Origin of the sequence: Burkholderia sp. MSMB1826 (assembly GCF_001526325.1) — a bacterium.
Classification (GTDB): Bacteria; Pseudomonadota; Gammaproteobacteria; order Burkholderiales; family Burkholderiaceae; genus Burkholderia.
In genome coordinates, this window is record NZ_LOYN01000029.1 from 381,736 (window position 1) to 407,730 (window position 25,995).

Consider the following 25,995-nt stretch of genomic DNA (forward strand, 5'->3'; position numbering starts at 1 on the left):
ATGGTTGAACTTGAAATAGACGGCAAGAAGGTCGAGGTGCCCGAAGGCAGCATGGTGATCCAGGCTGCGCACAAGGCGGATACGTACATTCCTCACTTCTGCTATCACAAGAAACTGTCGGTCGCGGCCAACTGCCGGATGTGTCTCGTCGAAGTCGAGAAGATGCCGAAGGCCGTGCCTGCCTGCGCGACCCCCGTGTCGGCCGGCATGATCGTCCGCACGCAGTCCGACAAGGCGGTGAAGGCGCAGCAGTCGGTGATGGAATTCCTCCTCATCAATCACCCGCTCGATTGCCCGATCTGCGATCAGGGCGGCGAATGTCAGCTGCAGGATCTGGCGGTCGGCTACGGCAAGTCGTCGTCGCGCTACTCGGAAGAAAAGCGCGTGGTGTTCCACAAGAATGTGGGCCCGCTGATCTCGATGGAAGAAATGTCGCGCTGCATCCACTGCACGCGCTGCGTCCGCTTCGGCCAGGAAATCGCCGGCGTGATGGAGTTCGGCATGCTGGGCCGCGGCGAGCATTCGGAAATCACGACGTTCGTCGGCAAGACGGTCGACTCCGAAATGTCGGGCAACATGATCGATCTGTGCCCGGTCGGCGCGCTGACCAGCAAGCCGTTCCGCTACAGCGCCCGTACGTGGGAACTGTCGCGCCGCAAGTCGGTGAGCCCGCACGATTCCGTCGGCGCGAACCTCGTCGTGCAGGTGAAGAACAACCGCGTGATGCGCGTGCTGCCGTTCGAGAACGAAGCCATCAACGAATGCTGGATCTCGGACAAGGACCGCTTCTCGTATGAAGGCCTCAACAGCGAAGAGCGTCTGACGAAGCCGATGCTGAAGCAGGGCGGCCAGTGGATCGAAACCGACTGGCAGACCGCGCTCGAATACGTCGCGAAGGGCCTGAAGGGCATCGCCGCGGATCATGGCGCGAACGCGCTGGCGATGCTCGCGAGCGCGCACAGCACCGCGGAAGAGCTGTTCCTCGTGAAGCAGCTCGCCACCGAACTGAAGACGCCGAACGTCGACTTCCGTCTGCGTCAGCAGGATTTTTCGGCGCCGGTCCAGGGCGCACCGTGGCTCGGCATGCCGATCGCCGATCTGTCGACCGTGGACGCCGCGTTCGTCGTCGGTTCGTTCCTGCGCCGCGACCATCCGCTGTTCGCATCGCGCCTGCGTCAGGCCGCGAAGAACGGCGCGAAGCTGCACTTCCTGCACGCGACCGGTGACGATTCGCTGATCCCGACCGCGCAGCGCATCGTCGCCGCGCCGTCCGCATGGCTCGACGAGCTGGCCGGCATCGCCGCGGCCGTCGCGCAACTGCGCGGCGTCGCGCTGCCCGATGCGCTCGCTGGCGTCGCCGCATCGCCGGCCGCGCAAGCTGTCGCGCAGTCGCTCGCGAACGGCGAACGCCGCGCGGTGCTGCTCGGCAACGTCGCGGTCCGTCATCCGCAATTCGCGCAGCTGCACGCCGTCGCGCAGTGGATCGCCGACAACACCGGCGCCACGTTCGGCTTCCTGACGGAAGCGGCGAACACGGTCGGCGCGCACGTCGTCGGCGCACTGCCGGGCGAAGGCGGCCTGAACGCTCGCGAAGCGTTCGCGCAGCCGCGCAAGGGCTACGTGCTGCTGAACGTCGAGCCGGAATTCGACACCGCCGATCCGGCGCAGGCGCTGGCCGCGCTGAACCAGGCGGAGATGGTCGTCGTGATGTCGCCGTTCAAGCACGGCCTCGACTACGCCGACGTGCTGCTGCCGATCGCACCGTTCACTGAAACGGCCGGTACGTTCGTCAACGCGGAAGGCACCGTGCAGAGCTTTAACGGCGTCGTGCGTCCGCTCGGCGATACGCGCCCGGCTTGGAAGGTGCTGCGCGTGCTCGGCAGCCTGCTCGGCCTGCCGAACTTCGAATACGAGACCGCGGAAGAAGTGCGTGTCGCCGCGCTCGGCGACGCCGGCGTCGCGGGTCGCCTGTCGAACCGGACGTCGGTCGTGCCGGCTCGCGCCGCGGCGAATGCCGCGAACGGCGGTTTCGAGCGCCTGGCCGACGTGCCGATCTATCACGCCGACGCGCTCGTGCGCCGCGCAGGTGCGTTGCACCTGACGGCCGCCGCGAAGGCGGCGAATGCCGCAGCCCTGCCGGCCGCGCTGTTCGACAAGCTGGGCTTGAAGGAAGGCGACGCCGTGCGCGTGCGCCAGGGCGAGCGTGCGGTGCAGTTGCCGGCCGTGCGCGACGCGAATCTTGCGGAGACGGTCGTTCGCGTGTCGGCGGCGACGCCTGCCGGCGCAGCGCTCGGCAGCCTGTCCGGTGAACTGGTGGTGGAGAAGGCGTAAATGAGCTTGTTCGATACGATCAACGCGGGCGGGGCCGAGCTTCTCGGCTTCGCGTGGCCGACGGTGTGGGCAGTCGTGCGCATCCTCGTCGTCTCCGTCGTCATCCTGCTGTGCGTCGCGTACCTGATTCTGTGGGAGCGCAAGCTGATCGGCTGGATGCACGTGCGTCTCGGCCCGAACCGCGTCGGCCCCGGCGGCCTGCTGCAGCCGATCGCCGACGTGCTGAAGCTGCTGCTGAAGGAAGTCATTCAGCCGAGCGCCGCCAGCCGCTGGCTGTACCTGATCGCGCCGGTGATGACCGTCGTGCCGGCATTCGCCGTGTGGGCCGTGATTCCGTTCCAGGCCGAAGCCGTGCTCGCGAACGTGAACGCGGGCCTGCTGTACGCGATGGCGATCTCGTCGATCGGCGTGTACGCGGTGATTCTCGCCGGCTGGGCGTCGAACTCGAAGTACGCGTTCCTCGGCGCGATGCGCGCCGCGGCGCAGATGGTGTCGTACGAAATCTCGATGGGCTTCGCGCTGGTGCTCGTGCTGATGACCGCCGGCAGCCTGAACCTGTCGGAAATCGTCGGTTCGCAACAGCATGGCTTCTTCGCCGGCCACGGCGTGAACTTCCTGTCGTGGAACTGGCTGCCGCTCTTGCCGGCGTTCGTCGTCTACTTCATCTCGGGCATCGCCGAAACGAACCGTCACCCGTTCGACGTGGTGGAAGGGGAGTCGGAAATCGTCGCGGGTCACATGATCGATTACTCGGGCATGGCGTTCGCGCTGTTCTTCCTCGCCGAGTACATCAACATGATCGTGATCTCGGCGCTGGCGGCGACGCTGTTCCTCGGCGGCTGGGACGCGCCGTTCGAATTCCTGTCGTTCATCCCGGGCATCTTCTGGCTGGTGCTGAAGGTCTTCGCGCTGCTGTCGGTGTTCATCTGGGTGCGCGCGACGTTCCCGCGCTTCCGTTACGACCAGATCATGCGTCTGGGCTGGAAGGTGTTCCTGCCCGTCACGGTGATCTGGGTGGTCGTGGTCGGCTTCTGGATGATGTCGCCGCTGAACATCTGGGTGAAGTAAAGATCGGACGAAATCATGACGGCTATCCAACACTTCTTTAAGACTTTCTTCCTGACCGAGCTGCTGAAGGGGCTCGCGCTGACCGGTCGTTACACGTTCAAGCGCAAGTTCACCGTGCAGTTCCCGGAAGAGAAGACCCCGATTTCGCCGCGTTTTCGCGGGCTGCATGCACTGCGCCGCTACGAGAACGGCGAAGAGCGCTGCATCGCGTGCAAGCTGTGCGAGGCCGTGTGCCCCGCGCTCGCGATCACGATCGAGTCGGAAACGCGCGCGGACAACACGCGCCGCACGACGCGCTACGACATCGACCTGACGAAGTGCATCTTCTGCGGTTTCTGCGAAGAGAGCTGCCCGGTCGATTCGATCGTCGAGACGCAGATTCTCGAGTACCACGGCGAAAAGCGCGGCGACCTGTATTTCACGAAGGAAATGCTGCTCGCGGTGGGCGATCGCTACGAGAAGGACATCGCCGCGGCGAAGGCTGCCGACGCGCCGTATCGTTGATTGTGTTTGCAGTGCCGGCCCGGCATCGACGGGCCGAGCCGCCGCGACGGGTGCGGGCGTCCCGCAAGCCGCGCCTGACTATGGCCTAACGATGAACCGGTAATCATGGAATTCACGACCGTACTGTTCTACATCTTCGCGCTGCTCCTGGTGGTATCAGGGCTGAAGGTGATCACTTCGCGCAACCCGGTGGCGTCTGCGCTTTTCCTTGTGCTGGCGTTCTTCAACGCCGCCGCGATCTGGATGCTGCTGGAGGCGGAGTTCCTCGCGATCCTGCTGGTTCTGGTCTACGTGGGCGCGGTGATGGTGCTGTTCCTGTTCGTCGTGATGATGCTGGACATCAACATCGACTACCTGCGCCGCGACTTCAAGCGCTTCGTGCCGATGGCCACCGTGGTCGGCGCGATCATCGTGATCGAAACCGCGCTGATCCTGTGGCGCGGTTACGGCGACACGCACACCGTGCATGCGATGGCGACGGGCGAGATGGCCAACTGGTCGAATACGCGCCTGATCGGCAAGGTGATCTACACCGACTACATCTTCGCGTTCGAAATCGCCGGCCTCGTGCTGCTGGTCGCGATCATCGCCGCGATCGGCCTGACCGAGCGCAAGGGCAAGGACAGCAAGCGCCAGCGCGTGTCGGATCAGGTCAAGGTGCGCCGCAACGACCGCGTGCGCCTCGTGAAGATGGAAGCGGACAAGCCGCAGCCGGAAACGGCGCAAAGCGAAGCCGGTTCGGGCACCAACGGCTAAGCGGAGGAAAAGAAAACCATGCTGACCCTTGCTCACTACCTCGTGCTCGGCGCGATCCTGTTCGCGATCGCGATCGTCGGGATCTTCCTGAACCGCCGCAACGTCATCATCATCCTGATGTCGATCGAACTGATGCTGCTGGCGGTGAACACCAACTTCGTCGCGTTCTCGCATTACCTCGGCGACGTGCACGGCCAGATCTTCGTGTTCTTCGTGCTGACCGTCGCCGCAGCGGAAGCCGCGATCGGTCTCGCGATTCTGGTGACCCTGTTCCGTAAGCTCGACACGATCAATGTCGAGGATCTCGATCAGCTCAAAGGTTAATTTCAGGCAACGCTGTTATGTCAACGACACTCAATGAAAACCTGCTGCTGGCGATTCCGCTCGCTCCGCTGGCCGGCTCGCTGATTGCGGGGCTGTTCGGGAACGCAGTCGGGCGCAAGGGCGCACACCGGATCACGATCCTCGGCGTATTGATCGCGTTCCTCCTGTCGGCGAAAGTCTTCTTCGACGTGATGGGCGGCGCGAGCTTCAACGCGACCGTCTACGAATGGATGAACGTCGGCTCGCTGAAGCTCGAAGTCGGCTTCCTCGTCGATTCGCTGACCGCGATGATGATGGTCGTCGTGACCTTCGTCTCGCTGATGGTGCACGTGTACACGATCGGCTACATGGCGGAAGAAGACGGCTACCAGCGCTTCTTCTCGTACATCTCGCTGTTCACGTTCTCGATGCTGATGCTCGTGATGAGCAACAACTTCCTGCAGCTGTTCTTCGGCTGGGAAGCGGTGGGTCTGGTGTCGTACCTGCTGATCGGCTTCTACTTCACGCGTGAGAGCGCGATCTACGCGAACATGAAGGCGTTCCTCGTGAACCGCGTGGGCGACTTCGGCTTCCTGCTCGGCATCGGCCTGCTGCTCGCGTTCGCCGGCTCGATGAACTACGGCGAAGTGTTCGCGAAGCGCGCGGAACTCGCGAGCCTGCACTTCCCGGGCACCGACTGGGGCCTGCTGACCGTTGCCTGTATCTGCCTGTTCATCGGCGCGATGGGCAAGTCGGCGCAATTCCCGCTGCACGTGTGGCTGCCGGACTCGATGGAAGGCCCGACCCCGATCTCGGCGCTGATTCACGCGGCGACGATGGTGACGGCCGGCATCTTCATGGTGTCGCGCATGTCGCCGCTGTTCGAACTGTCGGATACCGCGCTGTCGTTCATCACGGTGATCGGCGCGATCACGGCGCTCTTCATGGGCTTCCTCGGCATCGTCCAGAACGACATCAAGCGCGTGGTCGCGTACTCGACGCTGTCGCAGCTCGGCTACATGACCGTCGCGCTCGGCGTGTCCGCTTACCCGGTCGCCGTGTTCCACCTGATGACGCACGCGTTCTTCAAGGCGCTGCTGTTCCTCGGCGCCGGCTCGGTCATCATGGGCATGCACCACGACCAGGACATGCGCAACATGGGCGGCCTGCGCAAGTACATGCCGATCACGTGGATCACGTCGCTCATCGGGTCGCTCGCGCTGATCGGTACGCCGTTCTTCTCGGGCTTCTACTCGAAGGACTCGATCATCGACGCGGTGAAGCTGTCGCACCTGCCGGGTTCGGGCTTCGCGTACTTCGCGGTCGTCGCGAGCGTGTTCGTCACGGCGCTGTACTCGTTCCGCATGTACTTCCTGGTGTTCCACGGCGAAGAGCGCTTCCGCAATCCGAAGCATCCGGAATCGCCGATGGGCATGGCGGCCGCGCACGGCCACGACGATCACGGTCATGGCCACGGCCATGACGACCACGCGCACGAGCCGCACGAGACCCCGTGGGTCGTGTGGGTGCCGCTGGTCCTGCTGGCGATCCCGTCGGTGATCATCGGCGCGATCGCGATCAGCCCGATGCTGTTCGGTGACTTCTTCCAGCACGGCGTCGCATTCGATAAGGTCATCTTCATCGGCGAAAACCATCCGGCGCTGGCCGAGATGGCCGAAGAGTTCCACGGCTGGGTCGGCATGGGCCTGCACTCGGTGTCGGGCCTGCCGGTGTGGCTGGCGCTCGCCGGTGTCGTCGTCGCGTGGTTCCTGTATCTGAAGCGTCCGGAGCTGCCGGCGTCGATCCGCCGTGCATTCGGCCCGATCTACACGCTGCTGGACAACAAGTACTACATGGACAAGATCAACGAAGTGGTGTTCGCCCGCGGTTCGGTGGCGATCGGCCGCGGCCTGTGGAAGGAGGGCGACGTCGTGGTGATCGACGGCCTCGTCAACGGCAGCGCCCGGTTCATCGGCTGGTTCGCCGGCGTGATCCGCTTCCTCCAATCCGGTTACATCTATCACTACGCGTTCGCCATGATCATCGGCATGCTGGGGCTCCTGACCCTGTTTGTAACGCTCGGCGGCAAATAAGGCGGGGGGACAACACTAATGCACGCTTTTCCGATTCTCAGTACCGCGATCTGGCTGCCGATCGTCTTCGGCCTCCTCGTGCTTGCGGTCGGTAACGACAAAAATCCGGGGACGGCCCGCTGGGTCGCGCTGATCGGTGCGCTGCTCGGCCTCGCGGTCACGATCCCGCTGATCACCGGCTTCGACTCAAGCACGGCTGCGCTGCAGTTCGTCGAGAAGTCGACCTGGATCGAACGCTTCGATATCGCGTATCACCTCGGCGTCGACGGCATCTCGATGTGGTTCGTCGTGCTGACCGCGCTGATCACGGTGATCGTCGTGATCGCCGCATGGGAAGTGATCACCGAGAACGTCGCGCAGTACCTCGCGGCGTTCCTGATCCTGTCCGGGATCATGATCGGCGTGTTCTCGGCGGCCGACGGCCTGCTGTTCTACGTGTTCTTCGAGGCGACCCTGATCCCGATGTACATCATCATCGGCGTGTGGGGCGGCCCGAACCGCGTGTATGCGGCGTTCAAGTTCTTCCTGTACACGCTGGCCGGTTCGCTGCTGATGCTGGTCGCGCTGATCTACCTGTACACGGAAACGCACTCGTTCGACCTCGCGACGTGGCAGAACGCGAAGATCGCGATGACGCCGCAGATCCTGCTGTTCATTGCGTTCTTCCTCGCGTTCGCGGTGAAGGTGCCGATGTGGCCGGTGCACACGTGGTTGCCGGACGCGCACGTGGAAGCGCCGACGGGCGGCTCGGTCGTGCTGGCGGCGATCATGCTGAAGCTCGGCGCATACGGTTTCCTGCGTTTCTCGTTGCCGATCACGCCTGACGCGAGCCATTTCCTGGCGCCCGTCGTGATCACGCTGTCGCTGATCGCGGTGATCTACATCGGCCTCGTCGCGATGGTGCAGGCCGACATGAAGAAGCTGGTCGCGTATTCGTCGATCGCGCACATGGGCTTCGTCACGCTGGGCTTCTTCATCTTCAACCAGCTCGGCGTCGAAGGCGCGATCATCCAGATGATCTCGCACGGCTTCGTGTCGGGCGCGATGTTCCTCTGCATCGGCGTGCTGTACGACCGCGTGCACTCGCGCCAGATCGCCGACTACGGCGGCGTCGTCAACGTGATGCCGAAGTTCGCGGCGTTCGCGATGCTGTTCTCGATGGCCAACTGCGGGCTGCCGGGTACGTCCGGTTTCGTCGGCGAATTCATGGTGATTCTCGCGGCCGTCCAGTACAACTTCTGGATCGCATTCGGCGCGGCATTCACGCTGATCCTCGGCGCGGCCTACACGCTGTGGATGTACAAGCGCGTGTATTTCGGCGCGGTGGCGAACGATCATGTTGCGAAGCTGAAGGACATCGGCCGTCGCGAATTCCTGATGCTGGCCGTGCTCGCCGCGTTCACGCTGCTGATGGGTCTGTATCCGAAGCCTTTCACCGACGTGATGCACGTTTCCGTGGAAAACCTCCTCTCCCACGTCGCGCAGTCGAAGCTGCCGCTGGCCCAGTAATCGCGAGCGGAGGAACTCAAGATCATGCAAAACGCCTCTATGAATGTCCTGTTGCCTGACGCGCTGGTGCTGGCCGCCATCGTCGTCGCATGGCTGAACGACACCTTTACCGGTGCTTCCGGCCGCCGCCTGACCTATCTGATCGCGGTCGTCTCGTCGGTCGTCGCCGGCGTGTGGTTCGCGGTCCAGGCGCTCGACCCGCAGCAGTACTACTTCTTCTCGAAGATGATCGTCGTCGACTCGTTCGCGAGCATGATGAAGGCGGTCGTGTCGCTCGGGTTCGCGGTCTCGCTCGTCTATTCGCGCAAGTATCTCGAAGACCGCGACATGTTCCGCGGCGACGTGTTCCTGCTCGCCATGTTCTCGCTGCTCGGTCAGCTGGTCATGGTGTCGGGCAACAACTTCCTGACGCTGTACCTCGGCCTCGAACTGATGTCGCTGTCGCTGTACGCGGTCATCGCGCTGCGTCGCGACGCAGCGCAGTCGAGCGAAGCCGCGATGAAGTACTACGTGCTGGGCGCGCTCGCGTCGGGCTTCGTGCTGTACGGCATCTCGATGCTCTACGGCGCGACCGGCTCGCTCGAGCTCGGCGAAGTGTACAAGGCGGTCGGCGGCAATACCGACGCGGCCGTGCTGATGTTCGGCGTGATCTTCATCGTCGCCGGTATCGCGTTCAAGCTCGGCGCCGTGCCGTTCCACATGTGGGTGCCGGACGTCTACCAGGGCGCACCGACCGCGATGACGCTGTTCGTCGGCGGCGGCCCGAAGGTTGCCGCGTTCGCGTGGGGCCTGCGCTTCTTGGTGATGGGCCTGCTGCCGCTCGCGCAGAACTGGCAGACCGCGCTCGTGATCCTCGCCGCGCTGTCGCTGATCGTCGGCAACATCACCGGTATCGTCCAGCGCAACATCAAGCGGATGCTCGCGTACTCGGCGATCTCGAACATGGGTTTCGTGCTGCTCGGCCTGCTCGCGGGCATCGTGAAGGGCGACGCGGCGGCGCCGGCGAACGCGTACAGCTCGGCGATGTTCTACGCGATCGTCTACCTGATCACGACGCTCGGCTCGTTCGGCGTGGTGATGCTGCTCGCGCGCCGCGATTTCGAAGCGGAGACGATCGACGACTTCAAGGGCCTCAACAAGCGCAGCCCGGTGTTCGCGTTCGTGATGATGGTCATGATGTTCTCGCTGGCCGGCATCCCGCCGACCGTCGGCTTCTACGCGAAGCTCGCCGTGCTCGAGGCGACCGTCAACGCGGGCCTCACGTGGCTGGCCGTGCTGGCCGTGATCACGTCGCTGTTCGGCGCGTTCTACTACCTGCGCATCGTCAAGGTGATTTACTTCGATGCTCCACAGGATTCGACGCCGATCACGGGCGATTTCTGCAAGCGCACGATCCTCGTGCTGAACGGCGTGGCGGTCGTCGTGCTCGGCCTGATCCCGAGCCCGCTGCTGACCGCCTGCCTGCAGGCAATCCGTCACACGCTGCCGCTGTAATGTCGGCAGCCGGCTGGTTCATCGTGCTGTTGGCGCTCGTCTGCGCCAACCTGCCGTTCCTGAACCAACGCCTCTTCGCCGTCGTGCCGTTCGGCGCGACGAAGAAGAATGCGTGGGTGCGGATCGGCGAGCTGATCGTGCTGTACTTCGTCGTCGGCGCGCTCGGCTTCTGGCTCGAGTCGCGCGCCGGCAACCGCTTCGAACAGGGCTGGCAGTTTTACGCGATCACGTTCAGTCTCTTCGTCGTGTTCGCGTTTCCCGGCTTCACGTTCCAGTATCTCGTCAAACGACGCTGACGGCTTCGGCCGTCCGTCGTGCTCATTCAGGAGCCGCCGATGGCCGAACTACCCAATCACGACGCCGCACTGACCGAAACCTGCCTCGAGAGCGAGGCGATCTTCGACGGCGCGTTCCTCAAGCTCAAGCGCGACACCGTCCGTCTGCCGGACGGCAAGAAGGCCACGCGCGAATACGTGCAGCACCCGGGTGCGGTGATGGTGATCCCGCTGTTCGACGACGGTCGCGTGCTGATGGAGAGCCAGTATCGCTACCCGATCGGCAAGGTGATGGCCGAATTCCCGGCCGGCAAGCTCGACCCGAACGAAGGCGCGCTCGCGTGCGCGGTGCGCGAGCTGCGCGAGGAAACGGGCTACACGGCGCGCGAATACGTGTTCCTGGCCCGCATTCATCCGATCATTTCCTATTCGACCGAATTCATCGACCTGTATCTCGCGCGCGGGCTGACGGCCGGCGAACGCAAGCTCGACGACGGCGAATTCCTCGAAACCTTCACGGCGACGCCGGCCGACCTGCAGGAGTGGGTGCGCACGGGCCAGATCACCGACGTGAAGACGATCATCGGCGCGATGTGGCTCGACAAGGTGCTGTCCGGCACGTGGCCGCTCGGGCCGGTCGTCACGCCCTGAGCACGGCGTCGGCGGCGGCCGGGGCGCCGCGTTACAATTCCGTGACGCGGCGCGTTCGTGCCGCGCGATCCGGATTTAGCACGACCGTTCACAAAACCGCTTTTTGCGCTACACTCGTCACACGCCCTGATTCAGCATGAAGGTCCTCGATTTACAGTGTCCGCACGGTCATCGGTTCGAAGGCTGGTTCGCTTCCGCCGATGAATTCGAAGCGCAGTTGTCCCGCAAGCTGGTCGAATGCCCGGTGTGCGGAACGACGGAGATCAACCGGATGCCGTCGGCGCCGCGCCTGAACCTGTCGGGCGCGACGCAGGCGCAGCCGGCCGATCCGCGTGCGCTGCAGGCGCAGGTGATGCGCGCGCTGCGCGAGGTGCTGGAGAAGACCGAGAACGTGGGCGAGCGCTTCGCCGAGGAAGCGCGGCGCATCCATTACAACGAGGCGCCGGCACGCAGCATTCGCGGCGTCACGACGCCGGAGGATGCGCAGTCCTTGGTCGAAGAAGGCATCGACGTGATGCCGCTGCCGATTCCAGCCGCGCTGAAAGAACCGCTGCAATAACGTACGCAGTGTGTCCTTGCCGGGCCGGACGGTCGCGGCGAGCCTTGCATGGGATCAGAGCAAGCGCGGAAGCGCTGATGCTGATCGACCGCGAAGCATGGGACCGGAGTAAGTGCTAAAGCACTAACTCCGGTCGACAGGAGACACTGCGCATGGATCTGGACTATTCCCCCGCCGACGACGCGTTCCGCGCCGACGTCCGCGCCTGGCTCGAGGCCAACTTGCCTCACGCACTGCGCACCAAGGTACTCGATCACAAACGACTCGACCGCGAGGACTTCGCGAGCTGGCACCGGATCCTCGGCCAGCGCGGCTGGTCCGCGCCCGCCTGGCCGGTCGAATATGGCGGCCCGGGCTGGGACGCGACGCAGCGACACATCTGGGACGAGGAGTGCGCGCGGATTGGTGCGCCGACCGTGTTGCCGTTCGGGGTGTCGATGGTCGCGCCGGTCCTGATGAAATACGGCAGCGAAGCGCAGAAGCGCCACTACCTGCCGCGTATTCTCGACGGCTCGGACTGGTGGTGCCAGGGTTATTCGGAGCCGGGTTCCGGGTCCGATCTCGCATCGCTGCGCACGCGCGCCGAGCGCCACGGCGATCACTACGTCGTCAACGGCCAGAAGACCTGGACCACGCTCGGCCAGTACGCCGACATGATGTTCTGCCTCGTGCGCACCGATCCGGCCGCGAAGAAGCAGGAGGGCATCTCGTTCCTGCTGATCGACATGAAGACGCCCGGCATCACGGTACGCCCGATCGTGATGCTCGACGAGGATCACGAGGTCAACGAGGTGTTCTTCGAGGACGTGAAGGTGCCGGTCGAGAACCTCGTCGGCGACGAGAACCGCGGCTGGACCTACGCGAAATACCTGCTCGGCCACGAGCGCACCGGCATCGCGCGCGTCGGTGCGTCGAAGCGGGAGCTCGCGTTCCTGAAGCGCGTCGCATCGAACCAGCGCAAGAACGGCAAGCCGTTGCTCGCCGATCCCGTATTCGCCGCGAAGGTCGCGGCGCTCGAAGTCGAGTTGATGGCGCTGGAAGTGACGGTGCTGCGCGTCGTCAGCCGCGAGACGAGCGGCAAGGGGCCCGGCCCCGAGGCATCGATGCTGAAGATCAAGGGCACCGAGGTGCAACAGGCGCTCACCGAGCTGATGGTCGAAGCGATCGGCCCGCTGGCCGCCCCGTTCGACGTGCCGTTCCTCGACGGCGAGCGCGAACACAGCATCGCGGGCGACGACGATGCGGCGCCGCTCGCCGCGTACTACTTCAATTACCGGAAGACGTCGATCTACGGCGGTTCGAACGAGATCCAGAAGAACATCATCGCGCAGATGATTCTGGGGCTGTGATCAGGGAACGGAGACAACCATGGATTTCAGCTTTACCGATGAACAGCAGCAGTTCGCCGACGCGCTGCGCCGGTATCTCGGCGAGCAATACGGCTTCGAAGCGCGCCAGGCGATCGTGCGCAGCGATGCCGGTGTGTCGGATGCGCAGTGGAGCGCATTCACCGAGCTGGGATTGACCGCGTTGCCCGTGCCGGACGCACAGGGCGGCTTCGGCGGCGGCCCGGTCGACATGCTGGTCGTGATGCAGGAGCTCGGCCGCGCGCTCGTGATCGAACCGTACTGGGCCACGGCGGTCGGCGTCGAAGCACTGCGGATCGCCGGCTCCGGCGCAGGCGCCGACGCCGCGCTGCTGGAGGCGGTCGCGCAGGGGCAAAAGCGCGTGGCGGTCGCGTTCCACGAACCGCGGGCGCGCTACGACCTGTACGAACTCGACACGCACGCGCGCGAGCAGGGCGGCACGTATCGGCTGACCGGCACCAAGTCGGTGGTTCAGCACGGCGCCCAGGCGCATGCGTGGATCGTGCCGGCGCGGGTCGACAGTGGCGGTATCGGCCTCTTCGTCGTCGAACGCGATGCGGCCAACGCGAAGGTGGTCGACTACCGGACCATCGACGGCCAGCGTGCCGCGACGATCGCGTTCGACGACACGCCTGCCCGACTGCTGACGGGCGGTGCGCGCGACGCGGCGGCACTCGAGCAGATCGCCGATTACGCGACCTTCCTGCTGTGCGCGGAAGCGGTCGGCGCGCTCGACGAGCTGAATCGCGCGACGGTCGAATACACGAAGACGCGCGAGCAGTTCGGCGTGCCGATCGCGCGTTTTCAGGCGCTGCAGCACCGGATGGTCGACATGCTGATTCATGCCGAGCAGGCGCGTTCGCTGACCTATCTCGCGGCGGTGCGCTACGCGAGCGGCGATGCCGATGCGCGGCGCAAGGCCGTGTCGGCCGCGAAGGCGCGGGTCGGCGCGGCCGCGCGCTTCGTCGGCCAGCAGGCCGTCCAGTTGCACGGCGGCATGGGCGTGACCAACGAGGTGGCCGCCGCGCACCTGTTCAAGCGGCTGTCGATCATCGAGACGACGCTTGGCGATACCGATCATCATCTCGCCCGCATCGCGGCGCTGCCCGATTTCGCGCAAACCGACGTAGCATGACGGCGACGCGCGAGCGCGCCAGACAAGGAGACTTATCCGTGGGCATCAGTTACGAAGACCTGGTGGTCGGCAGCACGACCGAAGTGGGCCGCTACACGTTCGAGCCCGACGACATCAAGACGTTCGCGAAGCGCTACGATCCGCAGCCGTTCCATGTCGACGAGGAAGCGGGGAAGGCATCGCATTTCGGCGGCCTCGTCGCGAGCGGCTGGCATACGTGCTCGGTGTTCATGAGCCTGCTGGTCCGCAAGCTCGGATCGGATTCGACCAGCATGGGCTCGCCGGGCATCGATTCGATCCGCTGGCTGAAGCCGGTTCGCGCCGGCGATACGATCACGATGTACCAGAAGGTGCACGACAAGCGCGTGTCGGAGAGCAAGCCCGATCGCGGCATCGTGTCGACCGAATGGGTCGGCGTGAACGAAGCCGGCGAGACGGTGATCACCGTGCAGACCAAAGTGATTTTCGGGCTGCGCCATCCGGGGGGCGCGAACCCATGACCGACGTGACCTTGCCGCTGATCGCATCGGCGCAGGCGTTGCGGGAGCGGGTCGGCGCGGAGCCGCTCGCGAGCGGCTGGAGCGAGATCGATCAGGCGCGCGTCGACGGTTTCGCCGACGCGACCGGCGATCATCAATGGATTCACGTCGACCCCGAGCGCGCGCGGCGCGAGTCGCCGTTCGGCGGGCCGATCGCGCACGGGTTCCTGACGCTGTCGCTGATTCCCGCGTTGATGACCGACGCAATGCGTTTCGAGCAAAAGATGGGCGTGAACTACGGGCTGAACCGCGTGCGGTTCTTGAAGCCGGTGCCGGTCGGGGCGCGCGTGCGTGCGCTGTTCGCGGTGAAGGAAACCGCCGACGCCGCGCGCGGCGGCATCCAGGTGACGTGGTCGGTATCGATGCAGGTCGAGCGCCCCGACGCGCCGCTGCCGGTATGCGCGGCGGAGTTCATCACGCTGCATTACTTCTGACGCACGGAGCGGCATGCACGGATGCCGCTCCGCTCGTCATACGCGCGTCAGTGTTTCGCGTACTGCGTTGCGCCGAACAGCACTTCGCGCGCCTTGTCGTCCTGCAGCGCCTTGCGCATCGACGCGAGCACCTCGACGCCGCGCTGCACGGCCGGTCGCGCGGCGATCGCCTCGTACCAGCGCTTCACGTTCGGCAACGCGTCGAGCACGATGCCCTGGTTCTGCCACGAGCGCGTCCACGGGAACGTCGCAATGTCCGCGATCGTGTACGCGTCGCCCGCGAGGTATTCGGATTCGCCGAGGCGCTTTTCCATCACGTTGTACAGGCGCTTCGCTTCGTTCGTGTAGCGGTTGACCGCATACTCGATCTTCTCCGGCGCATACAGGCGGAAGTGGTGCGCCTGCCCGAGCATCGGGCCGACACCGCCCATCTGGAACATCAGCCACTGGAGCGTCGCATAGCGCGCGGCCGGATCGGTCGGCAGGAACTTGCCGGTCTTCTCCGCGAGGTAGATCAGGATCGCGCCCGATTCGAACAGCGAGATCGGTTGGCCGCCGGGGCCGTCCGGATCGACGATCGCGGGGATCTTGTTGTTCGGGCTGATTTTCAGGAACTCGGGCTCGAACTGGTCGCCCGCGCCGATATCGACCGGATGCGCGCGATACGCGAGGCCCGTTTCCTCGAGCATGATGTGCACCTTGTGGCCGTTCGGGGTCGCCCAGCTATAGACGTCGATCATCGTCAACTCCTGTGTGGCATGCGCGAAAACGGCGCCGGCGGCGCCGCGACAGGCGGTCATTAGAGCATGGATCGACACGGGCTGCTGGCGACGGAAACGCGCGTGCCGACGCGCATGCGCGGCCGGCCCGGAGAGCGCCGCGACGTAGCGCGCGGCGACGGGCCGCATCGGATGGGCGCGGCGGCGTGGCGGCGGATCAGCGCTTGTAGCGTGGCTGGCGCTTCTCGAGAAAGGCAGTGATGCCTTCGAGGCCGTCCGCATGATGCAGCGACGCGACGAAATGATCGCGCTCGGTGCCGAGCTGCGCATCCAGCGGTTGCGCGGTCGCGTCGTCGAGCAGCGACTTGATGCGCGTGAGCGCATTCGGCGAGATGCCGGCGAGCGCGTCGGCCCATGCCAGTGCGTCGCCCAGTGCCGAGCCGGGCGCGGCGAGCCGGTTGACGACGCCGAGCGCATGCAGGCGTTCGGCGGCCACCGGCTTGCCTTCGAACAGGATTTCGGCCGCGATCGCACGCGGCAGCGCGCGGGCGAGAAACCACGAGCCGCCGCCGTCGGGCGTCAAACCGACGCGCGCATACGACATCACGAATTTCGCGTCGTGTGCCGAGACGATCAGGTCGCACGCGAGCGCCAACGAGAAGCCCGCACCGGCCGCGGCGCCTTCGACGGCTGCGATCACCGGCTTCGTCGACGCGCGGATCGCCGTGACCCATGCCGCGAGCTGGTCGATGCTGTCGGCCTGGAAGGACGGATCCTTCGAGCGATTCTCGAGCAGCCGGTTCAGGTTGCCGCCTGCGCAGAAGAAGCGATCGGCGCCCGTCAGCACGACGGCGCGAATCGCCGGATCGCGCTCGGCGGTGGCGAGCGCTTCGATGCCGGCCGCGTACATGTCGGGATGCAGCGCGTTGCGCGCGCCGGGATTGGACAGCGTGAGGACGAGCGTCGATTCGCTCTCGGGCGGACGCGAGGCCAGCAGTTCAGCACTCATGCGAGCGTGTCTCCATCGGGTGGCGCGGCGGCGGCGCCGCGTGTGTCGCGCGGACGGGCGGAGCCGACGCCGCAGCGGAGGTAATGTCGTCGTGACGGACGCACGACTTGCTTTAGACTAGCACGAACGTGCTTTTCAGCGCGATGAATCCCGATGCGGCCCGCGTCGATGCGGCCGCGCTTCAGCAAGGAAGGAGATGCCAATGCTACAGCTGTGCGGTATTCCGTTGTCCAACTACTACAACAAGGTGAAGTTCGTCCTGCTCGAGCACGACATTCCGTTCGAGGAGGTGGTGTGTGGTTTGCCGATCAGCGACCCGGCCCGGCTTGCCGATTCGCCGCTCGGCAAGATTCCGTTCCTGAAGACCGAAGAGGGCGCGCTGTTCGAGTCGCAGGTGATCGTCGAATACCTGGCGGCGCGCTATCCCGAGAAAGGCATTCTCCCCGCGAGCCCGTTCGCGGCGGCGAAGGTGCGTGAACTGGTCGAGACGCTCGAGCTGTATCTCGAATGGATGGCGCGCGAGGTGTATACGGAAGCGTTTTTCGGCGGCAAGGTGAGCGACGGGATGAAGGCGCACGTCGAGAAGCGCCTGCCGCGCGCGATCGATGCATTCAGGCAGATGACGCGGTTTTCGCCGTATGTGCTCGGCGAGTCGTTCGGCCTCGCGGACATTGCCGCCTGGGTTCATCTGCCGGTCATCGGGATGGCGACGAAGGCCATATTCGACCGCGACTTCCTGCTCGAGGCAGGCATCGACTGGAAGGCGCACGCGAAGACGGTGGGTGAACGCCCGGCCGCGCAACGCGTGGCAGCCGAGCGCAAGGCGTATGTCGAAGCGGCGAACGTCGCACGTTCATAAGCGCGGTTCCCGAAGGGCGGCGCGCGGCCGCCCGTGCGGCGCTTACAGGCGAGCCAGCCGATCGAGCGCGGACGCGAGCGTGCTTTCCTGCTTTGCGAAGCAGAAGCGGACGACGCCCGATTCGTGCGGCTCGTGATAGAACGCCGACACCGGAATGGCGGCCACGCCGATCTCCGACGTGAGCCACTTCGAGAATTCCGCTTCGGGCAGGTCGCTGATCGCCGAGTAATCGACGCACTGGAAGTACGTGCCCGTGCACGGCAGCAGCTTGAAGCGCGTGCGCTCGAGGCCGGCCCGGAAGAAGTCGCGCTTCCGTTGATAGAAGCCCGCGAGCGACAGGTACGGCGCCGGGTCGCGCAGGTAGTCGGCGAGCCCGATCTGCATCGGCGTGTTCACCGTGAACACGTTGAACTGGTGGACCTTGCGGAATTCCGCGGTCAGCGCGGCTGGCGCCGCGACGTAACCGACCTTCCAGCCCGTCACGTGGTAGGTCTTGCCGAAGCTCGACACGATGAAGCTGCGCGCGGCGAGTTCCGGGTAGCGCGCGACGCTCTCGTGGCGCGCACCGTCGTAGACCATGTGTTCGTAGACCTCGTCGGACAGGATCAGCACGTTGGTGCCGCGCACGATGTCCTCGAGCTTGCGCATGTCCGCCTCGCGCCACACGGTGCCCGTCGGGTTGTGCGGCGTATTGATCAGGATCATCCGCGTTTTCGGCGTGATCGCTGCCGCGAGGCGGTCGAACGGGATCGCGTAGTCGGGCGCTTCCAGCGTGACGAACACGGGCTTGCCGCCGGCGAGCTCGATCGAAGGCAGGTAGCTGTCATAGGTCGGCTCGACGACGATCACTTCGTCGCCCGGATGCACCGCGCACAGGATCGCCGTCAGCAGCGCCTGCGTCGCGCCGGCCGTCACGGTGATTTCGGTGGCCGGATCGTAGCGCCGGCCGTACACCTGCGCGATCTTGTCGGCGATCGCGTCGCGCAGCGGCGCGACGCCGGCCATCGGCGGATACTGGTTGTGCCCGTTGCGCATCGCGGTTGCGACCGCATCGACGATGCGCGGATCGCAATCGAAATCAGGAAAACCCTGGCCGAGGTTCACCGCACCTTTTTCGGCGGCAAGCGCGCTCATGACCGTGAAGATCGTCGTGCCGACGTTCGGCAGGCGCGAGGGGAAAACGGGCGTCGTTGGCATATCTGAAGGAGCGTTCATCGATACGGTCGGATTCGGATGGATTGCGTCAGGCGGGCGTCGTCGTGGCGGGCGGCGCGGCGTCGAGCGCGCAGGCTTCCACGAACGGCGCGGGTTGCGCGATCCGGAAACCGAAGTCGCGTGCGGTGCGCTTCGCGAGCTTCAGCAGCGCGCGGTCTTTCGACACGAGCCACTCGGCCTGCGCGGCGCGGGCGAGTTCGAGAAATTTCTGATCGTCGCGGTCCTTGCACTTCGGCAGCGGCGGCGCGTCGGCGTCGACGGGCGGCGGTTCGACGAGGCTCGCGAGCCGGGCGACCGTGGCGAGCGCGTCGGCCTTGTCGATCGCCCGAGACTGGAACTGCGGATAGTCGAGCACGTATTCGAGTTCGGTCAGGCAGCGGCCGTCGATCACGGCGGCAAGCATGCCGTGCTCCAGCGCGGCACGGATCGGGCGCGTAGCGGGGTCGTCGAATACGAGGATGTCGATCCAGACGTTCGAGTCGAGCACGACGCGGTGTGCGGCATGCGGGGCGAGAGAGCGGGCCATTCGTTACAATCGGAGGTTTTCGTCTGACCGCAAGGCACGGCGTGCCAGCGAGCCTCTATGATAATCGTTCTCTCTCCCGCCAAATCCCTCGACTACGATACGCCCCCGCACGTCCAGTCTTACACGAAGCCTGCATTCGTCGACGACGCGTCGGAGCTGATCGATGGCCTGCGCAAGCTGTCGCCGCAGGACATCGCGACGCTGATGGATATCTCCGATCCGCTCGCGCGCCTGAACTTCCAGCGCTATGCCGACTGGTCGCCGACGTTCACGCCGGCCAACGCGAAGCAGGCCGTGCTGGCGTTCAATGGCGACGTCTACGAGGGTTTCGACGCGAAATCGCTGTCGTCCTCCGATCTCGACTATGCGCAGCAGCACGTGCGCGTGTTGTCGGGCCTGTACGGGCTGCTGCGTCCGCTCGATCTGCTGCAGCCGTACCGGCTCGAGATGGGCACGCGGTTCGCGAATGCGCGCGGCAAGGATCTGTATGCGTTCTGGGGCGACCGCATCACGCGGGCGCTGAACGAGCAGCTCGAGACGCGCAGCGGCGCCGCGCGCGTGTTGATCAACTGCGCGTCGACCGAATACTTCAAGTCGGTCAAGCCGAAGCTGCTGGCCGCGCCGGTCATCACGCCGGTATTCGAGGACTGGAAGGGCGGCCGCTACAAGATCATCAGCTTCCATGCGAAACGCGCGCGCGGCCTGATGGCGCGTTTTGTCGTCGAGAATCGTATCGCCGACCCGAAGGCGCTGAAGGCATTCTCGACCGAGGGCTATGCGTTCGATGCGGCCGCATCGAACGATTCGACTTACGTATATCGCCGGCGCGTCGGCGAGTGACCCTGCCGGCCGTTCGCGAGGCGGCAGGCGCATGCACGAGGCCGGCCGGGCGGTACACCGCCTGCTTCGGTCGAGAGCTTTGCATGGGACCGGAGTAAGCGCTGAAGCACTAACACCGGTCGACAGCTTTGCATGGGACCGGTGTAAGCGCTGAAGCGCTAACACCGGTCGACAAAGGAGAGATAGATGGCCCTTTCGATTACCAGTAATTTCGACGCAGGCGCAATCGACGTCGTGTCGTGCGACAGCCCCGATGCAATCCGGCTGCGCGTGCGTGGCGACAATCGTTCGGAGTTCGCGCAATGGTTTTACTACCGCTTGACGGGGGCGCGCGGCGAGCGGTGCGTGATGACGTTCGAGAACGCAGCCGAATGCGCGTATCCGTCCGGCTGGCGCAACTACCAAGCGGTCGCGAGCTACGACCGGGTCGACTGGTTCCGCGTGCCGACGACGTTCGACGGCAAGACGATGACCATCGACCATACGCCGGAGTTCGACAGCATCTACTACGCGTATTTCGAACCGTACTCGGAAGAGCGTCACGCCGCGTTTCTCGGGGCGGTCCAGCAGTTGCCGCAGGCCAGCGTCGTCGAGCTCGGCCGCACGGTCGAAGGCCGTCCGATGTCGCTGTTGACGCTCGGCACGCCGGAAACCGACGGTGTGCCGAAGAAGAAGGTGTGGATCATCGCGCGCCAGCATCCGGGCGAGTCGATGGCCGAATGGTTCGTCGAAGGCCTGGTCAAGCGGCTGGCCGGCTGGGGCGACTGGGCCGGCGACCCGGTGGCGCGCAAGCTCTACGATCGCGTGACCTTCTACATCGTCCCGAACATGAACCCGGACGGCAGCGTGCACGGTAACCTGCGCACCAATGCGGCCGGCGCGAACCTGAACCGCGAGTGGATGGCGCCCGATGCCGAACGCAGCCCCGAGGTGCTGGCCGTGCGCGACGCGATCCATGCAATCGGCTGCGACATGTTCTTCGATATTCACGGCGACGAGGATCTGCCGTACGTGTTCGTCGCCGGCTCGGAGATGCTGCCGAGCTTTACCGAGCAGCAGGGCAAGGAGCAGGCTGCGTTCATCGACGCGTTCAAGGTCGCAAGCCCCGACTTCCAGACCGAGCATGGCTACGCGGCGAGCAAGTACAAGGAAGATGCGTTGAAGCTCGCGTCGAAGTACATTGGTCACCAGTTCGGCTGTCTGTCGCTGACGCTCGAGATGCCGTTCAAGGACAACGCGAACCTCCCCGACGAGCGCGTCGGCTGGAACGGCGAGCGCAGCGCGGCGCTCGGTGCGGCGATGCTGGCCGCGATCCTGGTGCACGTCGACACGTTCGCGTAAGCGCAGCCGTCGTCGCATGAAAAAGCCGGCGCATCGCGAGATGCGCCGGCTTTTTTGCTGCTGTTGACCCGTCCGCCGTATCAGGACTTCTTCGCGGTTTTTTTCTTCACGGCTTTGTGCTGGCCGCTCGATTTCTTCGTTGCGACGGCCTTCTTGCTGCCGGTGCGGCCCGATGCCTTCGCCTTGGCTTTGCCGCGGTGCGACTTGCCCTTGAACTTCTTCGTCGAAGACGACGAGCGCTCGACGCGCGGCTTCAGCGGCGGAACCGGATCGTTCCAGCTGAACGCGAGCATTTGCTGGCCGACATAGCCGCAGCGGAATTTCAGCGGCGTCGGATCGCTGCCGTCGCTGTGGATGCCGAGCCCGTCGACGGTGACGATATTGTCGACTTTCACGCGCTGTTTGCCTTGGTCGAACGAGTCATTCCACGGCGTGATCGTCGCGTTGCCGCTGTCGAATGCATTCGGCGCAAAGTCGACTCGGTCGAAGGCCGTCGAGGTGCTGGCGATGAAGCTGCCGTGCGCCGCACAATCGGCGGCGAGCGGATCGGCATGCATCTCGTTGACGAATTTGTTGATCAGTTCGGAGCGCTGGTCGAGCAGGTCGGCGAATACCGGAGCGGGAAGCGCAAGCGACAGGCCCGCGATACAGGCTGCCAGCTTGCCGAGCGCCCGGAAAATCCGGAGCGAGGCAGGTGAGCTGTCCATCTGGTTATTGGTGAGGAGCGAAGGAGACATCGGGCACGTATAGATGCCCGATCAAGAACAGGAGTTCAATCTTAGCGTAAAAAAGTTGTGCGGCAGTAGGTGACGTATTCGGCGCGCGCCGTGGAATCCGTCGGTATGCGTGTGCGCCGAGCCGATTCGGAGGAATTCAGGCCCGCGGGCCGCCGAGGCGGTAGCGCCGGACGTCGAAGGTCGTGACCCACGCAGGACGATAGACGGCGATGAGTGCCGTTGCCATGCCGGTGAACCATGCTTCGCCGAGCGCAAGCAGCGCGGTGTTCAGCAGATAGCCGGCCGGAATCACGACGGGCACGCCGTCCGCGAGCGCGAGCTGGACACCGGCCGCCGCGGCGGCGACCGAGACGATCGCGATGGCCGGCGACAGGAAACCCTGCCCGGTGATGAACGACGCGAGGTTGTGCGGCAACCACGCGAGCGCGGCGCGTTGCAGCAACGCCGACACGCCGACAGGCAGCGCACCGTAGATCAGATAGGTCAGGCCGATGCCTTGCCACGGTGCGTCGAAGATGAGCGCGGCAACCGCCGTGACGGCGCCCATGGCGACCAGTGCGAGTGTCCAGTCGAACAGCGTGACGAGCAGCGTTGCGCCAAGCAGATGCATGACGATGCCATCTTCGAGCCATGCGTTCGAGGCCCACAGGACCGTGATCGCAGTGACGAGCGCAAGCCACACGTGCTGAAGCGTGGCGTCTTGCAGACGGACGAAGGGGCGATTCCAGATCGCGAGCGCGAGCAGGGCCACGGCGGCGATCCAGCCACCGATGCCAACCCAGAGCGGAAGCGGTGTGAAAAGAAAACCCATGCGTCCATATTACTCGTTGAGCATCAAAGGTGGGAGCCTGCACATGTCCGACCGTCGCAATATCGAGACTGTTGGCCTAGCGTCCGCGCCGGAACCGTGCCGGCGGCTCGGCGGCGAGCGGCAGGTCTTGCGTGCCGGCATTCGCGATGGGCAACGGGTACGGACGGTCGTGCCGTTGCGTACGCAGCGGAGCCGGGCCGTGTTCGCCGATCGCCGGCTTGCGGGCGCGGTTGCGGTTCGCCAGCAGCACCTCGAGATGGGGCGACAGCCAGCCGTTGTAGATCGCGACCGCGGCGGCGCGGTTTGCGGCACCGAGCTGCTGGAAGATGCTCGCGAGGTGGATTTTCACGGTGCCTTCGCTGATGCCGAGCGTACGCGCGATCATCTTGTTCGTGCTGCCCATGTGGACGAACCGCATGATCTGCGCTTGGCGCGGTGACAGGAGGCCGCTCGGCGGGCGCCGGGGCAGCGAGCCGGCGAGCGTCTGGAAATGGGCATCGTGGCGCGCCGTCGCCGTCGCCGTCGCCGTGGACGGCAGGAGGCTGAGGGCGATCGGCGGAATGTAGTATCCGCCCAGCAGGACGATCTCGAGCGCGCGCACGATCAGGTGCGGCCGCGTGGAGTGCGGGATCACGCCCGCGACGCCGTAATTGAAGAAGCGCTGGATGGCGTCGGGCGAGATGTCGTCGACCAGAACGGCGACCGGTGTCGGCGAGCACGCGTTGCCGAGTGCCTGAAGCTCGCTCACCCGGCCCACGTCCAGCCAGTCGATCGCGACGAGGTCGAAACGCTGGGTGCGCAGCAGCCGGCGCGCCTGGAAGCCGTCAGGCGCATCGTTGATGCTGGCGTGCCGGTCGATCTGCCGCAACAGGGTCTTCAGTCCGTCACGCCGCTCGGCGTCTGAGTTAAGTACCAAGAACCGCATATTCAACCTCCGTGAAGTGAGTCATTGACTGCTGTCGGGTATTAGCTGGCCCCGATAATGACAAAGACCTTACACGATGTCTGCTTGGCTGAAAGGCTTAGGAAAAGTTCGAAATTTTGGACGACGGGCATCGGATAAGAAAAAAGCCGCTTCGGTGGGCACCGGAAGCGGCTTCGGGCAGGGCAGGCTATCGTGGCCTGCGGGGCGGGTCAGTGGAAGTGCGGCTGGGCGGGCGACGCGTCTTCCGGCATTTCCGCATGGACGATTTCGCCGAGCGGATCGGCGTAAAGCGGCACGCCGCAGTCGTCGCAGTATTCGGGCTCGAAGCGGCCCGCGTGCCGGCGGACGTCGGTTACGCCGCATTCTTTCAGCAGGCTCACGATTTCCTCGAGCGGCCCTTCGATCGGCGCTTCGCCTTCGAGCGTCGCGTTGTCGATCGATACGTCGCCGTTTTCACGGCCATAGAGCGGCCACACGACGCCGTAGATCACGTCGTTGCTGGCACGCCGCGTGAAGCCGACGCGATACTCGTCGACACGACGTTCGCCGAAGCCGGCGACCACCGCGCGCAATTCCTGCGGCGCCGCACCAAGTGTGTCGAATAGATAACGAATGGCCGTTCGGACGGTGTGCGGACGCACGCGTTCGTCCGCATCGCGACAGGCCGAGTAGTACGCGTCCGGAAGCAGGCATTCGAACTCGCAGCCGGGCAACGCGATCGACAGGTTCGGGCCGCCTTGGGCCGTCCATTGTTCGAGGCACTGGCCGCGCTCGATCCGGCTGCCGTTTTCTTCTTCCTGCCAGCGGAACAGCGGCGAGCCGGCCGGCGCGGCGACGACGGCCAGCAGGAAGCGCGGATCGGCCAGGATCGGCGAGGTTTCCGGCAGGTCGCCGAAGCTCAGCTTCGGGGTGTGCTGGCCGATTGCCGCATGGGCGAGTTGCTGGGCCAGCCGATAGGTTTCCACGTGGTGCCGCGGCAACTGGTCGATGCTGTAGAGAAACGGTGCGAGCCCGACGAGGGTGCCGTTCGCGAGCACATGCGCCTGCAGGTGCGTTCGCAGCGCGTCGGCAACGTCGCCTTTGAGCGGGCCTGACGGAATCATGTAGCGCGTCCAGGCGAGAACCGGGACGGCGACCAGCAGCGCATCGTAGGGTTGGCCGTCGTGTTCGATCACCATCGACTCGCTGTGCGTCTCGGCCATGTCGGCGAGCGCGCCGTAGGCGTCGGGATGATTTTGCTGAAGATGGTCGAGCGCGGCGTCGAGCGTGGTCTGATTGCCGTTGCGGACAATCTTGGCGAGCAGCGCATCGAGCTTCGCTTCCCAGAAGCGATCCTCGATGCGGCTGCCCGACGCGAAGAGCGCAAGTGACAGACCGACCAGTTTGTCGGCATCGGGGGGGAGGCGTTTGGCGATTCGCTGGCGCATATTAAAGACGTATATAGAAAGAGGCGAAGAACCTCACATTCTAGTCCGTTCTTTGCACCATAAGCGGCATCGTGCCCGGGCACGGCCGGACGGCCGAATTGCGGCGTCTGTAAAAAAGTTGCTTCAAACCCCTTGCGCTTGCGGGGTGGGCTGCATAGAATCACGCCTCTTTCGCGCCAACGGAAACGCGGCGCGGGAAGAAGGGAAGCGGTGCTGTTGGAGTTCGGAAGTAGCGAGCCCGACGGCGCAGAAAGATGGCCCCGCAGTCGCAACGATGTAGTGCAGAAAGTTGTTGACGAGCTGCGAAACACGGTTCATAATCTCGCTTCTCTGCTGCTGAAAACGCAGCGCTGCCGGGAAACTTCAGGTTCCCTCGCAGAATGCTCTTTAAAAACTAACAGCCGATAAGTGTGGGCGCTTGATGAAAGCGAGCTGATCCTCGGATCAGATAGCAAAAGTATCAAGAGTCTCACACTAAAGTAAGTCAGGTTTATGAAGTGATTCATATTCCTGTCAGCTTTGAGTGAGCGACCGGTTCGAAAGAACCGAAAACAGTAACAGGTTTGAA

The 25,995-nt window shown here is 64.8% G+C and carries 26 protein-coding genes; 18 read left to right on the forward strand and 8 right to left on the reverse strand.

Going from position 1 to position 25,995, the window contains the following annotated elements; translation table 11 throughout:
• The 15 genes from nuoG to WS95_RS19380 all read left to right on the forward strand — a co-directional run bounded on the left by nuoG (position 1) and on the right by WS95_RS19380 (position 15,018).
• On the forward strand, positions 1 to 2,331 hold the full coding sequence (gene nuoG, locus WS95_RS19310) for an NADH-quinone oxidoreductase subunit NuoG (protein ID WP_059825078.1): 2,331 nt from the start codon (positions 1 to 3) through the stop codon (positions 2,329 to 2,331).
• A complete protein-coding gene (nuoH, locus tag WS95_RS19315; protein ID WP_034207963.1) occupies positions 2,332 to 3,399 on the forward strand; it encodes an NADH-quinone oxidoreductase subunit NuoH in 1,068 nt (355 codons plus the stop codon).
• 15 nt (positions 3,400 to 3,414) lie between these two features.
• Positions 3,415 to 3,903 (forward strand): NADH-quinone oxidoreductase subunit NuoI, encoded by a 489-nt coding sequence (nuoI, locus tag WS95_RS19320; protein ID WP_006478270.1) that lies wholly within the window; start codon positions 3,415 to 3,417, stop codon positions 3,901 to 3,903.
• Positions 3,904 to 4,008: 105 nt separating this feature from the next.
• A complete protein-coding gene (locus tag WS95_RS19325) occupies positions 4,009 to 4,659 on the forward strand; it encodes an NADH-quinone oxidoreductase subunit J (RefSeq protein ID WP_011545812.1) in 651 nt (216 codons plus the stop codon).
• 18 nt (positions 4,660 to 4,677) lie between these two features.
• Complete coding sequence (nuoK, locus tag WS95_RS19330) at positions 4,678 to 4,983, forward strand: NADH-quinone oxidoreductase subunit NuoK (protein WP_006478272.1); 306 nt, start codon at positions 4,678 to 4,680, stop codon at positions 4,981 to 4,983.
• A 17-nt stretch (positions 4,984 to 5,000) separates the two neighbouring features.
• Positions 5,001 to 7,055 carry an NADH-quinone oxidoreductase subunit L gene (nuoL, locus tag WS95_RS19335; protein WP_034207962.1) on the forward strand — a complete coding sequence of 685 codons (2,055 nt, stop codon included), beginning with the start codon at positions 5,001 to 5,003 and terminating at the stop codon, positions 7,053 to 7,055.
• Between the two features lie 18 nt (positions 7,056 to 7,073).
• Entirely contained in the window at positions 7,074 to 8,564 is a 1,491-nt protein-coding gene (locus WS95_RS19340; protein ID WP_006484881.1) for an NADH-quinone oxidoreductase subunit M, read from the forward strand.
• Between the two features lie 39 nt (positions 8,565 to 8,603).
• A complete protein-coding gene (gene nuoN, locus WS95_RS19345; RefSeq protein WP_059781347.1) occupies positions 8,604 to 10,058 on the forward strand; it encodes an NADH-quinone oxidoreductase subunit NuoN in 1,455 nt (484 codons plus the stop codon).
• The gene (locus WS95_RS19350) at positions 10,058 to 10,354 is read left to right on the forward strand and encodes a DUF2818 family protein (protein ID WP_006478276.1); all 297 of its coding nucleotides are present in this window, start codon (positions 10,058 to 10,060) and stop codon (positions 10,352 to 10,354) included. The genes nuoN and WS95_RS19350 overlap by 1 nt, the downstream gene beginning before the upstream one ends.
• Before the next feature lie 39 nt (positions 10,355 to 10,393).
• Positions 10,394 to 10,984, forward strand: a complete 591-nt coding sequence (locus WS95_RS19355; RefSeq protein WP_059825080.1) for an NUDIX domain-containing protein — start codon at positions 10,394 to 10,396, stop codon at positions 10,982 to 10,984.
• 136 nt (positions 10,985 to 11,120) lie between these two features.
• Positions 11,121 to 11,543, forward strand: a complete 423-nt coding sequence (locus WS95_RS19360) for a DUF1178 family protein (protein ID WP_006750470.1) — start codon at positions 11,121 to 11,123, stop codon at positions 11,541 to 11,543.
• A 152-nt stretch (positions 11,544 to 11,695) separates the two neighbouring features.
• Positions 11,696 to 12,892 (forward strand): acyl-CoA dehydrogenase family protein, encoded by a 1,197-nt coding sequence (locus WS95_RS19365; protein ID WP_034207959.1) that lies wholly within the window; start codon positions 11,696 to 11,698, stop codon positions 12,890 to 12,892.
• 19 nt (positions 12,893 to 12,911) lie between these two features.
• Positions 12,912 to 14,045, forward strand: a complete 1,134-nt coding sequence (locus WS95_RS19370; protein WP_059825081.1) for an acyl-CoA dehydrogenase family protein — start codon at positions 12,912 to 12,914, stop codon at positions 14,043 to 14,045.
• A gap of 38 nt (positions 14,046 to 14,083) precedes the next feature.
• A complete protein-coding gene (locus WS95_RS19375; protein ID WP_059499254.1) occupies positions 14,084 to 14,545 on the forward strand; it encodes a MaoC family dehydratase in 462 nt (153 codons plus the stop codon).
• Positions 14,542 to 15,018 carry a MaoC family dehydratase gene (locus tag WS95_RS19380; protein ID WP_034207956.1) on the forward strand — a complete coding sequence of 159 codons (477 nt, stop codon included), beginning with the start codon at positions 14,542 to 14,544 and terminating at the stop codon, positions 15,016 to 15,018. Before WS95_RS19375 ends, WS95_RS19380 begins: the two co-directional genes overlap by 4 nt.
• A gap of 47 nt (positions 15,019 to 15,065) precedes the next feature.
• Here WS95_RS19380 and WS95_RS19385 read toward each other — a convergent pair whose 3' ends face one another.
• Both WS95_RS19385 and WS95_RS19390 read right to left on the reverse strand, forming a co-directional pair.
• On the reverse strand, positions 15,066 to 15,758 hold the full coding sequence (locus WS95_RS19385; RefSeq protein WP_059825120.1) for a glutathione binding-like protein: 693 nt from the start codon (positions 15,756 to 15,758) through the stop codon (positions 15,066 to 15,068).
• Positions 15,759 to 15,954: 196 nt separating this feature from the next.
• Entirely contained in the window at positions 15,955 to 16,746 is a 792-nt protein-coding gene (locus tag WS95_RS19390; protein ID WP_059825083.1) for an oxepin-CoA hydrolase, alternative type, read from the reverse strand.
• A 202-nt stretch (positions 16,747 to 16,948) separates the two neighbouring features.
• On the opposite strand from WS95_RS19390, the gene WS95_RS19395 reads away from it, so the two are divergent.
• Entirely contained in the window at positions 16,949 to 17,605 is a 657-nt protein-coding gene (locus WS95_RS19395) for a glutathione S-transferase family protein (RefSeq protein ID WP_034207954.1), read from the forward strand.
• Between the two features lie 42 nt (positions 17,606 to 17,647).
• Here WS95_RS19395 and WS95_RS19400 read toward each other — a convergent pair whose 3' ends face one another.
• Positions 17,648 to 18,820, reverse strand: a complete 1,173-nt coding sequence (locus WS95_RS19400; protein WP_034207953.1) for a pyridoxal phosphate-dependent aminotransferase — start codon at positions 18,818 to 18,820, stop codon at positions 17,648 to 17,650.
• Between the two features lie 28 nt (positions 18,821 to 18,848).
• Entirely contained in the window at positions 18,849 to 19,346 is a 498-nt protein-coding gene (locus WS95_RS19405) for a putative toxin-antitoxin system toxin component, PIN family (RefSeq protein ID WP_059781358.1), read from the reverse strand.
• A 57-nt stretch (positions 19,347 to 19,403) separates the two neighbouring features.
• Between WS95_RS19405 and yaaA the strand changes: the two genes are divergently transcribed.
• Both yaaA and WS95_RS19415 read left to right on the forward strand, forming a co-directional pair.
• Positions 19,404 to 20,186, forward strand: a complete 783-nt coding sequence (yaaA, locus tag WS95_RS19410; protein ID WP_034207951.1) for a peroxide stress protein YaaA — start codon at positions 19,404 to 19,406, stop codon at positions 20,184 to 20,186.
• A gap of 186 nt (positions 20,187 to 20,372) precedes the next feature.
• Positions 20,373 to 21,527: a M14 family metallopeptidase gene (locus tag WS95_RS19415; protein WP_059825084.1), complete on the forward strand. Its 1,155-nt coding sequence runs from the start codon at positions 20,373 to 20,375 to the stop codon at positions 21,525 to 21,527.
• An 80-nt stretch (positions 21,528 to 21,607) separates the two neighbouring features.
• Here the strand turns inward: WS95_RS19415 and WS95_RS19420 are convergent, their stop codons facing one another.
• The 4 genes from WS95_RS19420 to WS95_RS19435 all read right to left on the reverse strand — a co-directional run bounded on the left by WS95_RS19420 (position 21,608) and on the right by WS95_RS19435 (position 25,427).
• Positions 21,608 to 22,264 (reverse strand): BspC domain-containing protein, encoded by a 657-nt coding sequence (locus tag WS95_RS19420; protein ID WP_059825086.1) that lies wholly within the window; start codon positions 22,262 to 22,264, stop codon positions 21,608 to 21,610.
• Positions 22,265 to 22,400: 136 nt separating this feature from the next.
• Positions 22,401 to 23,075 (reverse strand): energy-coupling factor ABC transporter permease, encoded by a 675-nt coding sequence (locus tag WS95_RS19425; protein WP_059825088.1) that lies wholly within the window; start codon positions 23,073 to 23,075, stop codon positions 22,401 to 22,403.
• Between the two features lie 76 nt (positions 23,076 to 23,151).
• Positions 23,152 to 24,000, reverse strand: coding sequence for a response regulator transcription factor (locus WS95_RS19430; RefSeq protein ID WP_059825091.1), 849 nt, complete (start codon positions 23,998 to 24,000; stop codon positions 23,152 to 23,154).
• 209 nt (positions 24,001 to 24,209) lie between these two features.
• Complete coding sequence (locus tag WS95_RS19435) at positions 24,210 to 25,427, reverse strand: DUF2863 family protein (RefSeq protein ID WP_059781363.1); 1,218 nt, start codon at positions 25,425 to 25,427, stop codon at positions 24,210 to 24,212.
• Positions 25,428 to 25,995: the final 568 nt, after the last annotated feature.

Excerpts from the sequence above, each read along its gene's own strand:
- nuoG (WP_059825078.1), top strand. The coding sequence starts at position 1 with ATGGTTGAACTTGAAATAGACGGCAAGAAGGTCGAGGTGCCCGAAGGC.
- nuoH (WP_034207963.1), top strand. The coding sequence starts at position 2,332 with ATGAGCTTGTTCGATACGATCAACGCGGGCGGGGCCGAGCTTCTCGGC.
- nuoI (WP_006478270.1), top strand. The coding sequence starts at position 3,415 with ATGACGGCTATCCAACACTTCTTTAAGACTTTCTTCCTGACCGAGCTG.
- WS95_RS19325 (WP_011545812.1), top strand. The coding sequence starts at position 4,009 with ATGGAATTCACGACCGTACTGTTCTACATCTTCGCGCTGCTCCTGGTG.
- nuoK (WP_006478272.1), top strand. The coding sequence starts at position 4,678 with ATGCTGACCCTTGCTCACTACCTCGTGCTCGGCGCGATCCTGTTCGCG.
- nuoL (WP_034207962.1), top strand. The coding sequence starts at position 5,001 with ATGTCAACGACACTCAATGAAAACCTGCTGCTGGCGATTCCGCTCGCT.
- WS95_RS19340 (WP_006484881.1), top strand. The coding sequence starts at position 7,074 with ATGCACGCTTTTCCGATTCTCAGTACCGCGATCTGGCTGCCGATCGTC.
- nuoN (WP_059781347.1), top strand. The coding sequence starts at position 8,604 with ATGAATGTCCTGTTGCCTGACGCGCTGGTGCTGGCCGCCATCGTCGTC.
- WS95_RS19350 (WP_006478276.1), top strand. The coding sequence starts at position 10,058 with ATGTCGGCAGCCGGCTGGTTCATCGTGCTGTTGGCGCTCGTCTGCGCC.
- WS95_RS19355 (WP_059825080.1), top strand. The coding sequence starts at position 10,394 with ATGGCCGAACTACCCAATCACGACGCCGCACTGACCGAAACCTGCCTC.
- WS95_RS19360 (WP_006750470.1), top strand. The coding sequence starts at position 11,121 with ATGAAGGTCCTCGATTTACAGTGTCCGCACGGTCATCGGTTCGAAGGC.
- WS95_RS19365 (WP_034207959.1), top strand. The coding sequence starts at position 11,696 with ATGGATCTGGACTATTCCCCCGCCGACGACGCGTTCCGCGCCGACGTC.
- WS95_RS19370 (WP_059825081.1), top strand. The coding sequence starts at position 12,912 with ATGGATTTCAGCTTTACCGATGAACAGCAGCAGTTCGCCGACGCGCTG.
- WS95_RS19380 (WP_034207956.1), top strand. The coding sequence starts at position 14,542 with ATGACCGACGTGACCTTGCCGCTGATCGCATCGGCGCAGGCGTTGCGG.
- WS95_RS19385 (WP_059825120.1), bottom strand. The coding sequence starts at position 15,758 with ATGATCGACGTCTATAGCTGGGCGACCCCGAACGGCCACAAGGTGCAC.
- WS95_RS19390 (WP_059825083.1), bottom strand. The coding sequence starts at position 16,746 with ATGAGTGCTGAACTGCTGGCCTCGCGTCCGCCCGAGAGCGAATCGACG.
- WS95_RS19395 (WP_034207954.1), top strand. The coding sequence starts at position 16,949 with ATGCTACAGCTGTGCGGTATTCCGTTGTCCAACTACTACAACAAGGTG.
- WS95_RS19400 (WP_034207953.1), bottom strand. The coding sequence starts at position 18,820 with ATGAACGCTCCTTCAGATATGCCAACGACGCCCGTTTTCCCCTCGCGC.
- WS95_RS19405 (WP_059781358.1), bottom strand. The coding sequence starts at position 19,346 with ATGGCCCGCTCTCTCGCCCCGCATGCCGCACACCGCGTCGTGCTCGAC.
- yaaA (WP_034207951.1), top strand. The coding sequence starts at position 19,404 with ATGATAATCGTTCTCTCTCCCGCCAAATCCCTCGACTACGATACGCCC.
- WS95_RS19415 (WP_059825084.1), top strand. The coding sequence starts at position 20,373 with ATGGCCCTTTCGATTACCAGTAATTTCGACGCAGGCGCAATCGACGTC.
- WS95_RS19420 (WP_059825086.1), bottom strand. The coding sequence starts at position 22,264 with ATGTCTCCTTCGCTCCTCACCAATAACCAGATGGACAGCTCACCTGCC.
- WS95_RS19425 (WP_059825088.1), bottom strand. The coding sequence starts at position 23,075 with ATGGGTTTTCTTTTCACACCGCTTCCGCTCTGGGTTGGCATCGGTGGC.
- WS95_RS19430 (WP_059825091.1), bottom strand. The coding sequence starts at position 24,000 with ATGCGGTTCTTGGTACTTAACTCAGACGCCGAGCGGCGTGACGGACTG.
- WS95_RS19435 (WP_059781363.1), bottom strand. The coding sequence starts at position 25,427 with ATGCGCCAGCGAATCGCCAAACGCCTCCCCCCCGATGCCGACAAACTG.